Annotated in this window: 8 protein-coding genes and 1 pseudogene; 2 read left to right on the top strand and 7 right to left on the bottom strand. The window is 41.4% G+C overall.

Features of this window, described 5'->3' with window-relative positions:
* Positions 1 to 252: 252 nt before the first annotated feature.
* Genes IG80_RS0108200 through IG80_RS15770 form a run of 3 tightly spaced genes read right to left on the bottom strand, consistent with a single transcriptional unit; the run spans position 253 to position 3,024 of the window.
* A complete protein-coding gene (locus tag IG80_RS0108200; protein WP_198027314.1) occupies positions 253 to 1,344 on the bottom strand; it encodes an aKG-HExxH-type peptide beta-hydroxylase in 1,092 nt (363 codons plus the stop codon).
* The gene (locus IG80_RS0108195; protein WP_032113575.1) at positions 1,334 to 2,494 is read right to left on the bottom strand and encodes a radical SAM protein; all 1,161 of its coding nucleotides are present in this window, start codon (positions 2,492 to 2,494) and stop codon (positions 1,334 to 1,336) included. Before IG80_RS0108195 ends, IG80_RS0108200 begins: the two co-directional genes overlap by 11 nt.
* Positions 2,491 to 3,024, bottom strand: coding sequence for an aKG-HExxH-type peptide beta-hydroxylase (locus IG80_RS15770; protein ID WP_198027312.1), 534 nt, complete (start codon positions 3,022 to 3,024; stop codon positions 2,491 to 2,493). Before IG80_RS15770 ends, IG80_RS0108195 begins: the two co-directional genes overlap by 4 nt.
* Before the next feature lie 45 nt (positions 3,025 to 3,069).
* Here IG80_RS15770 and IG80_RS15765 point away from each other — a divergent pair, with 45 nt between their 5' ends.
* Positions 3,070 to 3,360 (top strand): hypothetical protein, encoded by a 291-nt coding sequence (locus IG80_RS15765; protein ID WP_198027311.1) that lies wholly within the window; start codon positions 3,070 to 3,072, stop codon positions 3,358 to 3,360.
* 197 nt (positions 3,361 to 3,557) lie between these two features.
* Here IG80_RS15765 and IG80_RS0108185 read toward each other — a convergent pair whose 3' ends face one another.
* The 3 genes from IG80_RS0108185 to IG80_RS0108170 form a co-directional block, all read right to left on the bottom strand.
* Positions 3,558 to 3,860, bottom strand: a complete 303-nt coding sequence (locus IG80_RS0108185; protein ID WP_032113573.1) for a hypothetical protein — start codon at positions 3,858 to 3,860, stop codon at positions 3,558 to 3,560.
* Positions 3,861 to 4,644: 784 nt separating this feature from the next.
* Positions 4,645 to 5,622 (bottom strand): alpha/beta hydrolase, encoded by a 978-nt coding sequence (locus IG80_RS0108175; RefSeq protein WP_032113571.1) that lies wholly within the window; start codon positions 5,620 to 5,622, stop codon positions 4,645 to 4,647.
* A 945-nt stretch (positions 5,623 to 6,567) separates the two neighbouring features.
* Positions 6,568 to 7,536, bottom strand: a complete 969-nt coding sequence (locus IG80_RS0108170) for an IS5 family transposase (RefSeq protein WP_052045949.1) — start codon at positions 7,534 to 7,536, stop codon at positions 6,568 to 6,570.
* Between the two features lie 351 nt (positions 7,537 to 7,887).
* On the opposite strand from IG80_RS0108170, the pseudogene IG80_RS16835 reads away from it, so the two are divergent.
* Positions 7,888 to 8,173: pseudogene (locus IG80_RS16835) on the top strand (site-specific integrase); the annotation flags it as partial.
* 438 nt (positions 8,174 to 8,611) lie between these two features.
* On the opposite strand, the gene IG80_RS0108165 reads toward IG80_RS16835, so the two are convergent.
* Positions 8,612 to 12,079, bottom strand: coding sequence for a tetratricopeptide repeat protein (locus tag IG80_RS0108165; protein ID WP_032113570.1), 3,468 nt, complete (start codon positions 12,077 to 12,079; stop codon positions 8,612 to 8,614).
* Positions 12,080 to 12,141: the final 62 nt, after the last annotated feature.

Genomic DNA, 12,141 nt, shown 5'->3' with positions numbered 1-12,141 from the left:
GCAGCCATGGAGTCTTTTTATCATACCCTTAAAACTGAGCATGTTTATTTTGAATCTTATCAAACGAGGTAAAAAGAAAATGGTCGCTTTGACTGCCCTTATGCGTAAAATCGTTATTATTGCTAATGCTAAACTTAAATCTTTATAAACATAGTTGATGATGGTACCCTCGACCACTATCTTAGTGGACCGGCCTCGGGTGTTAGTCAGGGGCTGGGTTCATAAGTGAAGCTTAACTTGAGTGCATCGGGACTAGCCGTACCAATCGACGATGTCACTCTGGAGAGCACGGCAACCCTGTCGCACCGCAATACTTAATGCTTCTTCTTGCTCGATGTGATGAAGTGCGTCATTGAGAAAGCCTTTCACCGAGCCCCACATCCGAAACCTTGGCTGCACGCCGAGGACTGTTTCATCCACCCCATCCAGCTGAAACCATAATCCTGCCAGGGCATACCAGACAAAACAGGCGTGGGAGTAGGCGTGTAGCGACAGTTTATTTCCAGACCAGGGCGACGTAATTTTTTGTGACCAGGCTGGTCCATCGTCAACCCAATGATGGAATGCTTCGAGCTTGTAGAGCAAGGTGTGGAGCGATTCATGAACCAGCGCTTCGGCCACTTCTCCAACTGTGAGGCCTCGCTTGGGGAAATCCAGCACTGCGCGGCCGGGGTAGGATATGGTGGATGATGAGCCGGCACTGTCCGTACTTCGGGGGACCACCACACGCAGTTCGCGACGAACAAACTCGCTAGCAGTTGCGCAATGCTTATCGAGCAGTTCGATTGCGGAGGAGATCAGTTGCTTAGCCTCAATTTGTATATCGGATGTTTCTGGTGGAAAGTCACGCCACGGTCCGGCCCCCGATCCTTCCAAGCGGCTGGGACTCACGGTATCGATCACGATGCCCTCGATGCGCGGGGCGATATACTCCGCGATCCCCTTCTTGAGAAACACATCACCAAGTGGCGTCCATCCTGTTGAATTTTTGTCTTGGGATAGTAACAAAATGGCGTCCTTCAAGAATTTCGCGATCTCACTATGATGGTAGCGGTTTCGTTCCCAATAACATCGCGCCGCCACTGCCGGTGTGTCGAGCAAAGTTTGGATAACATCTTCAGTGCAGTTTGTCAAGAGATCGACGCAGGCACATTCTTCCCCGTCCTCATCGGCATTCAATAGCGCAACACCCGCGACGTTCCCGACATGAATCGCGAGTTTTTTACGATAGGCCAATTCCATTGAATCGCACGCGGGTCCAAATGGTATGTTCCAGCGTGCGGTAGTGCGGTGAATTTCGGACAAAACGTCGGGTAAATCGCAAGCAATTGATTTAGACTTCAATTTTTACCTCATGCAGCGAGCGCAGGATCTGCCGGCGCAGTTCGGTTTCCGGATGCGGGACAGCCAGCCGATGCCTGATGTGGGAGAATAAGGCCTTCAGATCACGACACCAGATTGACGGATTATCAAACCCTCGCCCGCGGCTGTAACGATGAGGTAAGTAACCGCCGCCGCAGGTGCTGGCTTCAGGGCAGGTAGCGCAGGCGGATGGAAGATCGCTCCCTTGGAAAGTGGCTTTCGCGCCAATGGAATTGCTTCTCGTGTAATCCTCAAAGCCGTTGGTAAGGACATTGAATGGCGTCAAGGTCATGCCATTTTCGCAGACCTTCAGCACATCCAACGGTTCTATAGTTCCATCGGTTTCAATGAATATAAACCCGAGCGGGTCATTGCCGAAAATGTCTACTGTGCTGTTGCCGCCCATGATCAGGGATGCCATTGCACGGAAAGGTTGCACAGGTATTCGCATAGTCCCTTGGAACCACCATTCGTCGAATAGCTCTTGGAGATACTCCCCAAGACGACCATCACGACAGGTAATTGGGAAAGTGTCGTGTGAGTAATCAGGCAGTAAATAACTGATGGCATCTGGTTTCAGCGCCATGATATCGTCGTACAGCGTCTTGGCTGGAGTCAGCATGTTGAGAACACTGAGTACCGCGTAGGGCACATGCGCTTCACGTAGCAGCGCAAGTCCTCTAAACACTTCGCCATACGAGCCCTTGCCTGCGTGGGTTACCCGGAAGCGATCATGAATTGCTCGCGGTCCGTCGATAGAGACCCCTACGCTAAAGGCGAATTTTTTTAGTACCTCGACCAGCGGTTTTGTGAAACGTGTCCCGTTGGTCTGGATGCCAAACGAAACGCCAAATTCGGCTAGTTCCTCGCGCGCTATTTCGCACCATCGGGCCAAACGCTCGGAGCCCACTAAAGTGGGCTCGCCGCCGTGGAATATGATACGCAGTGGCCTGGTGTTGGACGCCCGCGCATGCTCGGCCAGCCTTTTGATGGCAGCCAAAAACACGATGTCACTCATGATTTTCGGCCGGCTGCGCCAAGCATCATCCTTGGCGTTGTAAACGTAGCAGTAAGTGCAGTTAAGATTACAGCGCGAGGCCACTTTCATCGTGAGCGAACTCAATCTGGTCATGCCAGTTGTCCCATCATTTCTTCTATATGCGTGAAAACGGATCGCCCTCGTTCGGTGAAATATCCAAGCCTTGTCTTGACCCCCTGCATCAGCGGCAAGAGGCTGACGGTCAGCTCGTGGATGCGATGATTGAACTCGGGCGCGGCGGTCTTTTCCACAAATTCGATGTGAAAGGCGAGCATGTGCGCCATTGCATGCGCCGCGAAGAACGCACCGCGCAAAGGTCTTTCGGTCTTGCGTAGTGGTGAATAGAGCGTGATCGTGTTACCGGATTCCACAATTAGTGGCTCATGCATCTCCTCAAGTAGCAAGTGGCAGTGAGCCGATTCATGAATGAGCGTTTCAACAGCGTCGCAACGGTCGGTCGGCACGGTCAACCAGAAATGGCCCGGCATTTCCGAACTGGAACCGCTTAGCGTCTTGCCTTCACGCTTTGGCAGAAGAGTTACAACACTCACTGCATCCCGCACCCAGGCAGCCCACAACTGAAATTCAGTTGCCACAGTTTCCCACCACACGAGGAGTGTCAACAAAGACTCCCGCACCAGCTGGCCCTCAATTTTAAAGGGCGCCCAGTGATATGTCGCGTCGATCGGGACCACCGACCCAAGCGGTCGATTAATCGACCGCTTTATTTGGGAATACTCGAGTTGATGCGACTCACCCATGGCAAGCCTAATGGTCGATCCGTCCGGCAACCAGACGGAACTTGGCGTCTGGAGCAAGTGGCGGGCTTCAGGTGTGTGCCCAACCACCCAGGCGATGAGCTGGGGCAACCTGTCATCAATCCCAAAGCCGGGATGATAAATGAGCGGTGCCATACTTGGATGAAGCAACCATCGCTCGCGGTTAATCGCTCCCATTAGAATGCGGTCGCGAACAAACGCGGGCAGTGCTCGCGTTATGTCGCACTTCAGGGCAACGCTACAAAGGACGCGTCTGAACCATCCCTCCTTTTCGGTGGTTCTTGCCCATGGCATAATTGCAGATCTTATGCTATCTCCCGAAAGCTTCTCCGCTATGCTATCCACGGTCATATCTCAAGGTGCTGGGGGGAAACAAATTAACCACCTTGTCCTTTAAGCGTCTTGAGTCGCTCAGCAAAATTCTTATACTGCTCTTCATCCATCGCCGAAATTTTGTTTGCCAGATCGTGTTCGATCAAGTCCTTGTTACATTTGCTGAAGTCTTTCGAATGCAGCGGCCCTGCCTCCTTGTTATGCTCGCAGCCACTAACTACACCACCGGGCGCAAGGTTGGCGAGTTCACGCTCAATCGTCGCCTTGAGTGCGGCATGAACCGCATCGCGATCACCGGCCGGAATTCGCGCAAGTATTGCAGGATCAATGGAAATCTTTGTGGTCATAATGTTCTCTCCTCAAAATGGCAGAATGGATACCAAGAGGCCATGAGCGCTATGTACGTAGCGTTCACCCTACATACCAATCGCACTTCTACCTGAACTTATTCAAAGTAAAAATGACATTAAAATTCATGTTCGAACCAAAGGGAAAAGATTACCAAATAATTTAAAATTTAAAGAGGGAGCCTTCATATGAGTTGCAAAATGGCTTTTTGCTACCTTGGTAAGACTTCAGGAGGTGCCTTAACTAGCCTGTGCTTAGGGTATTGAGCATTTGCGTTCTAAAATTCACGCTAAGATGCAGCTGGATGTGTAAATTATTGATTTTTTGAACTTCGTTCTTTCTTGGTATGTTAAATTTTGGAAGCTTGCAATATAGAAATTTTTCTATAATTAATTGAGAATAAACCACATTTTCTGTTAGCGTGAATTTTAGAACAAAAATGCCTAATCCCCTTTCTTCAGCCATGTTAGTAAGAAGTGCCGTAGCTTGTGGGGTGATACGAAACTTTTTATACCAGTTTCTTGGGTATTTAAGATTTTCTTTGTCTGCGAAATTAGTTTCTATAAGTATACGTGTAGGAACTTATCTGCGGAAAATGGGCCCATTATGAACCGATAATTTAATAGAAAGTTATTATAGTTACAATTGCAATTTTCATCTAGAAACTATACATAATTCACTCATCATGCCTCAGACTGTGCCTCATAACAGCTTCTCTTACGCCACCCTCAGTTGGCACTTGTCCCTTTCCTGCAATTTTTAACCTACCTTTCTTCGGTACAGCTAAGTAAGCCCTAAAACTCCTGAACGAGAAGTTGCATTTAATTCAAAAACCCGACCAGTCTGTAAACAATCATACATGTGCTGAAATAAAAGACCAGAACTGCTAGCTGCTGTATTATCTTTTGTTGTAAAATAAGTATGTCCAATAGGTGCATCATAAGTATTATTAAAGCTATCACAATCAAAGGCATACACATTTGGTGGGACGTTATTAAAACTTTCAGGTCCTGTATGTCCTAAACGGCGGGATACAATTTTTTCTTTCGGGTTCATCATCTTACTTGATCTTAGAGCCCAATCATCACCAGCATAGTAAATACATACATTTCTAGCCGCCCGGCAGATATGTTCTCCGGTGTTTCCTATTTCAAGAGAAGTATTATTTATATCAGCTGCTATCATGAAAATATTTCTAAAAAGCTGTGGGACTCCGCGGGCAAGATCATAGTGGTTCCATACATTTAAACTTTCTCTTAAAACTCTATTTCCCATAGAATGGGCAAGGATATTTATTCGTTTTAAACATATATTTTCTTTTATTTGAGCTGTGCTCCATTCAATAAATTTGCAAAGAACCCTCGCGAAAGAAAACGCACTCATGTCAGCTGATTTTTCATCATCCCAATAATCCTGTATTATACCTAGATCATTATCACATGGCCATATGATAGGAATTACAAGAATAGAACCAGGTTGCTGTTGGTCAAATAATAGCTGTAATAACTCTGCTTGTGGAAAAATGCTTGGTTCAGGTAAGCTGTTAAACCCATGTATAAAAAGAAGGATTTGTTCATACCCTAATTCTTGCACAGTTTTGGTAAAATTTTGGCTTCCAATTTCTGTGTAATCATCCTTACTCCTTCTTATACAACAGTAAACAGAATTAGAAGGAGCGTTATTATCAAGATCAAAAGTAACCCTTCTATTAACAATAGTTTGGTTGCCTTCATTGAAAGCTCTATTTGTGATAAAAAGCATTTTTTGTCTCTTTTATTTAAAGTGAATTGGCTCACTTAGCAACAGAAACTGGACCAAATAAATCTTGGATATAATCAACCATAAGTGCCCATCCAAAATGCATTGAAGATTAGCACCCAACACTCTCCCTCTGATGGTAGTGAATGCTTTCGCTTAATCTGTTTTATATAAATTTACCCTTTTTGCAGAACTACCAACCAGGTTAAAACGATGCTGAGTTTCCTATAAATCCCTGTAATAGCCATTTCGATTAGCATAAAAAATAAAAGATTGTGAATTGTTTGATGAGACAGAAACTCATCTTTGGAAAGTGCGGACAATAAATAAGGTGAATTAGTTCTGACCTAATCTGAGTGCGCCACGAAGCGCTTTGTGACTAACGGTTGGAAGTACCGTGATAGAAAAGAAGCCCCATCTTACTATGTACTGAGCCTTGAGCCCCATATGGTAACATCTGATGTTAAGCTTAGGTAGGGAAACAGCAGGCCGTAAGCATAAGCTGAAGTGATTGAGCTCCGTTAAGGTCAAATTAGAGTGGCCGATGATTTTCAGATATCAGAAGGCAATATTGAAGCGCGTACTACGGGCAATGCGTTTTCAACACTCTCGGGGTCGTAGAGCACGGCATGTTGTTAAAGCCATAAAGTGAACGTGGGAGACCCTAATTATTCGCAAAGGACGCGTATTGAGCGACAAGTCTGAATGGCAAGGAACACAAGATGATAATTAGGGAGTCAGAGGAAGCATAGTACCGCTGAGCGTGGGTAATGCCACGGGAGGGAAGGCTTCCAGGTAAACTTGACCTCGAAAGGGAAACGTAAATGGGAACAGCAGAATTCCAGATAGATACGGCAACAAAACTTAAGAGGATAGCTTGGTTGTCTGCAAGTGGCATTGTTGCGCAAATAGGACGAAAGAATAAAGTCCCCCTTTTCCCCGTATTTATTAGATTTTAACTGATTCCGGCATGCCAAGATTAGTAAAAGTGTTCATGATGAAGCACCCAAGATGCAATTCTGCATCCTGGTTATCCCATAACCTGGCATTAAGCTTACGACCGATCACCTCTTTATAGCGGTATATCGTATTTTCTACTTTTGCTCTCCTGCCATAATCATTTTTTGTTTGCCAGGCGTATAGTCCCTTTTTATCAATGTAATTAATACCCTTTTGTCTGACAGAGCAATGCTCTTCTGACAGTGAAGGAGATCCTCGAGCTGGAGGAATAATGGCTTGAATGTTGTCTAATTCTAGTTTTTCATAAACACTTTCCCCATCATAGCCCGCATCAGCAATAAGTTGCGTAATATTTGTCGCATCGGCCTGCTTAAGGTGAGCGTCTAAGCAGGATCGATCATCTGTTAAATGACTAGTCATTATCCGAGAAACAATTAATCCCTTGCTGCTAATGCCAAGGTGAAGCTTACGCCAGACTTTGCGTTTGTACTGTTTGCCATATTTTGTTTCGAGCCATTCACTTTCTCCAAATACTTTAATACCTGTACTATCAATGACAAGGTGACCGTGTTCATCCATTTTTTCTAATTGGCGCGTGATTAAAGGGACAGTCCCTCGACGTGATAGTCTTGTGTAATCAGGGACATCCAATTGAAGGCCAAGGAGATGAAACAATGACTTGACCAATCCTTGAGTTTGTCTAAGTTTTTGTTTAAAGATGAGCCTTAATGTTAGCATTAGTGTAATGGCATGATCAGAATAGTGAAGAGGCCGCCCTTTTTTAGAAATAGGAGATTTTTGCGCGTACCACTTATGGTGAAGATCCTCACAAAGCCATAAAGTGAGATCTCCTCTGTTTATTAAAGTTTGATTATAGTCTGGCCAATTCTGTAGGCGATAGTGCTCTTGACGTTTATGAATAGCGCCTGATCGCCTAATACGTTCTTTATAAGGCATAGGTCGTCCTTTTTTATTTTAAAAAAAATACTTCCATTTACCTTTTAATAACAACTTTTTCTATTTGCGCAACAAATCCGTTTTTCTTGCTTTCTTTCTTCTAAGTTCTCTCGTCATTACTCTTTCCTTATTTTTTTGTAATTCTGAGTTGATGCCCTATTTCTTTAAGGAGTTAGCTCCCCCCCGGACGCTTTTTATCAGCGTTCTCGTTTAAAGTATCTCCAACTTTGTTAAATTCCTTTCCTTGTACTATTTCCTTAAGGATTTTATCTTTATCTTCTCCTGATGGCAGCGTGAAGCTTTGGCTCCAACTACATAAGCGGGTCAAATTGTTCCTAAGGCTCCTACAGATCGATCACTTACATCCGTAAAATAGTTCAGTCATGCTTTGATCGAGCTGTTAATAACCTTAATAAAGATGGGTTCATAGAAGAAGCAGAATCTTTAATAGAATCTACAGTTCATTGGCTAAGGCATACTGGCATCTCAGACGATGTAAAACGTAGACCGCGTGAGCACGTCCGGGATGATGCTAGGCACGGGTCAGGAGCCATCACTGATAAAATACATCGATATTGAGCTTAGAGAGCGGCATCGATCAGCTAAAAGCAAAATAATCCTCTCAAAAAGCCCTTAGGAACAATTTGACCCGCTTATGTAGTTGGAGCCAAAGTAGGACGGTATAAACAGAGCGCCAAAGAGTATCGATAAAAGTTTATCCAGTCGGTAGACATCTTTAATGAGATTGTGGCTTCACACCATCATTATGCCTAATAAGAAAGGCACAAGGAACGTCTATCTTCTTCCCTCTCAACAACTTGACGGCACCAGAAGATCAAAAAAAGAGACGTTGTATTAAAACAGATATAATAAAAGATGATAGTGTAACGTTGTTTCTGTAAATTGGTTATAAGGACTGGTTGGCAGGTGATAAACCAAGTTTTACTCTTTAATTATCAAAAAAGGAGTAAAAAAGATGGCCTATCGAGTGAATTGTAACACATTGAATTCAGCAATTGAAAGTCTCAGTGAGCATGGATTAGAGGGTCTTTAAAGGCAATAATATATGTAAAGGCTATATTCTGGGATGCTCTCCGGAATGTTGCGCTCTAATGGCTTCAAGTTTAAAGTGAATTCGTGTAATGTGTGGAGAATGGGGTGAAACTCGTTCCTTTACAATTTCTAGCGCTTCCTTTAAACAATCAATTGCTTGCCTTTTAAAAACTTGGGCTCGTCCCATATCACCTGTACTCATTACAATATTAGATTTTTTTAGGTACAATTCTGCTAAGCTTTCTAAGCAAATATAAATTTCGGGGTGTTTATTTTGTTGGAATATCTTTAAGGACTTACTAATGAGATTTTCAGCAGCCTCTGTATTGCCTTCTAACAAATAAACTTGCCCTAATCTCTGTAGAATTCGGGCAGTTGCGGTATGATCCTTGCCATAATTTTTCTTATAAATTATGAGAGTCCTCTCTAGGAGATGTTTGGCTTTTTTATAATTCCCTAATTTCATATGGACATAACCTAACCGTCCTAAAGCCCAAGCGATATAAGCAATATTCTTGTAATGAGGTTTGTGATAGATCATGAGGCTCTGTTCTAATAACTGCTTAGCCTTTTTATAATTCCCTAATTCCCCATAAATAATTCCTAAGTGTGTTAATATCCAAGCCACGAAAGTATGATCTTTAGAAAGGTGTTTTTTATAAATTGTAAGGCTCTGTTCAAATAAATTTTTGGCTTTTTTATATTCGCCAAGTTCTCTATAAAATACACCCAAGTGCCCTAAAATCCAGGAAAATCCGATATGATCTTCGGAAAAATGCTGTTTATAGATTGAAATGCTTTCTTCATATAAGGATTTCGCTTTTTCATAATTGCCTGTGGCTCTGTAAACATAGCCTAAATATGTTAAAGCTTGTGCAATACAACCGTGATTATTAGAAATATCTTCTTTATAAATCATAAGGCTCTGTTCTAACAACTGCTTAGCTTTTTCATAGTCCCCTAAGTTAAGGTAAACAGCACCTAACCGTATTAACACCCTTGCTTTTCCCTCAAGATTATTAGGGAAATGCTTTTTATAAATCATGAAGCTCTGTTCTAATAATTGCTTAGCTTTTTCATAGTCCCCTAATTCTCTATAGACATTTCCTAAATGGGCGAAAACATACGCACTTTCTATCTGAAATTTGTTATTATTTTTATTTAAGTTTGTAAAACTTTCTTCAAGGATAGGAATTGCTTTAATGTAATTTCCTAGAAAAAAATATAGACAACCTAATTCTCCAAAAATAACTTCTTTAACTTTGTCAGGTAATAAATTTTTATAAAATAAAAACATTTCAATATGGCTTATTAGATTTTTTATTTTTGGGATATTTTCTTCTTCTATTATCTCATCTATGTGATGGCATAAAACATCTCCAATAGATTTTATTAGTTGGTTGCTTTTTTCTAAATTCAACGTTGTTGTAAGATAATCTAAAATTATAGCTTGAGTGCTTCTATGAATTGAAAAACTTGGAATTGAAGAAGGTGAAAGAGAAGATTGACTTGAAATAAAAGAATATTTCTTTAAGTGATAAATAAAGTTATCAACAACAGCCCCACTTTTGAATGCATCCAACAAGCTGTTAGGAATATTTTGAGAGTCTAAGAGGCTAATAAATAATAATAAATTTTTAAAGTCTTTATGAGTCTCTATCATTTGTTTTAATGAGAGAGTGATAATACTATACCGTGTTTTGGTATAATTGCTTAATTCCTTTAAAAGATTTGCCTGGAGAATGGTAAATTCTTGGTTATATTTTTTCAAATACCCTAAATATTTTTTATAAGGAGTATTGGTAGCCTTTAGATAGTAGGCTGCGCTCGAAACCTCCAATGGAAAAGGGGGGATATGAACCAAGAATTTTCTGGTTTCCTCTTCCTGAATAGCAGTAAATTTATTGTTTATGATTTTAGCAAAAAGATTGAATTTATCTTGAGAACTTAATTCCCCTATATGAATGATATGATTGATACTGTTTTGAATAGTACTGTCTCTTGTGGTCAAAATAGCTTTCCCCCTTCCCCAAACATTTGGATCAGAAGGAAAATATTTTTGAATATCGGTAAGAGTCTCGACATTGTCATAGATGAGCAACCAATCTGAATAAGCTTTCAGTTTTCCTTTTACAAAGAGCCTAATTTTTTCTTCCCGTTCCAAGAGGCCTTTTATCCTTTGGATCTCTTTTAATAATTTCCTTTCTTCTTCTGTCTTTGAAAGGGCATAAGCTAGATTTTCAAATGCTTGATTGATTGATTTTGTTTCGGCATTAACCTCCCAAATCACATTTGCATTTTGGGAGTGTGCATATTGACGCGCAAGGGTTGTTTTTCCAGCACCGCCAATGCCTACAATAGCCACTGTTTGAATACCTTGTTGCTCCTTTAATTTCTCTTTTATTTGAGTTACCAGGTAAGAACGTTGTAAAAGATTATCTTCAGAAGGGAGAGGTAAATCAGATCGAATAGAGCCTAATTTTTGAAAAGTATCTCTTTGAAGAGGCTCGCTAATTGTTTTTTTATTAGATATTAATAACAAAATACCAACGGTAATAAAACAGAGAATACCTCCAACAAGCAACCAGTGCTTGTTCTTTCTAAAGATCTCCAAAAAACCCCTATCTGCACTTTCTTGTTGCCGAGGAGCGCTTATTTTTGAATCTATTTGAATAGGAAGTTCATCAGGCGAATCGTAAATTATTTTATATTGGTTTTTGAACCCTGAAATGATTCTATCAAAATCTACGCCCGTCAATACTTTTTTTAAAATTTCAAAAACGGAATAATAGTAATTTTCTTTCTTGCCAAGTTCTACATAACTATTTTCAATTATTTGTTGAGGAAGACTGGTGGTTGGTTCCCTATCACACAAAAGGTAAAGACCTAAATTTTGATGGAAAGAGGGGAATGTTGTAGCATCATCTAATTGAAATTCCTCTATCAAAGAGTCGGACAAGGCGAAGAGGATAGTAGTATGAGCTACCAATGGTCGTGTAACGGAAGTCAAGGGTTTAACGTTTTCTATACCTTTGCTCCATGCTTTGATTCCAGAAAGTTTTAAATACTTCTCTAGTTGTTCGCAATGTCCTTTTATAAGAGTTGTCTTTTTGTCTGCCCAATATGTAATCTGGCAAACAGCATTTCTATCTTCTGTTAGTTTTGAAGCTTCCTTTAAGGACTGGATAAAAGCTTGGTGAAGCCGCAAGCTTAAATAGTGGGAATTTAGAATTGGGTATTTATCAAGTTTCTTTATAACCTCTCTTATCCTTGCTTGCGAATTGCACTGTAATTTTCCCATAATACTGCGTATATGCGTACCAACAGTCCTGAATCCGACCCCTAGAAGAGAATCCATCTCATTCATGCTATCTTTCTTGATAATGCAAGCAAAAATATCAATTTCTCGTTCCGTAAATCTTATATTGTTTATTGTTTTTAAGTCTTCTGAATAAAAGTCAGAAGGAAGTTTAACCTTATCGTGTTGCATGAATAAAGGTCTCCTCAAACAATTTTCCCAAATTGTTGTCTTTTTATGGGAGCGTTATTGGA

It is taken from the genome of Candidatus Paracaedibacter symbiosus, assembly GCF_000757605.1.
Classification (GTDB): domain Bacteria; phylum Pseudomonadota; class Alphaproteobacteria; order Paracaedibacterales; family Paracaedibacteraceae; genus Paracaedibacter_A; species Paracaedibacter_A symbiosus.
Note: the sequence above shows the minus strand (reverse complement) of the source record. Positions and strands in the feature narration are given on the sequence as shown.

What these genes read in the sequence shown, in the direction of transcription:
- IG80_RS0108195 (WP_032113575.1), bottom strand. Translation starts at nt 2,494, where the DNA reads ATGACCAGATTGAGTTCGCTCACGATGAAAGTGGCCTCGCGCTGTAAT.
- IG80_RS0108185 (WP_032113573.1), bottom strand. Translation starts at nt 3,860, where the DNA reads ATGACCACAAAGATTTCCATTGATCCTGCAATACTTGCGCGAATTCCG.
- IG80_RS0108175 (WP_032113571.1), bottom strand. Translation starts at nt 5,622, where the DNA reads ATGCTTTTTATCACAAATAGAGCTTTCAATGAAGGCAACCAAACTATT.
- IG80_RS0108170 (WP_052045949.1), bottom strand. Translation starts at nt 7,536, where the DNA reads ATGCCTTATAAAGAACGTATTAGGCGATCAGGCGCTATTCATAAACGT.
- IG80_RS0108165 (WP_032113570.1), bottom strand. Translation starts at nt 12,079, where the DNA reads ATGCAACACGATAAGGTTAAACTTCCTTCTGACTTTTATTCAGAAGAC.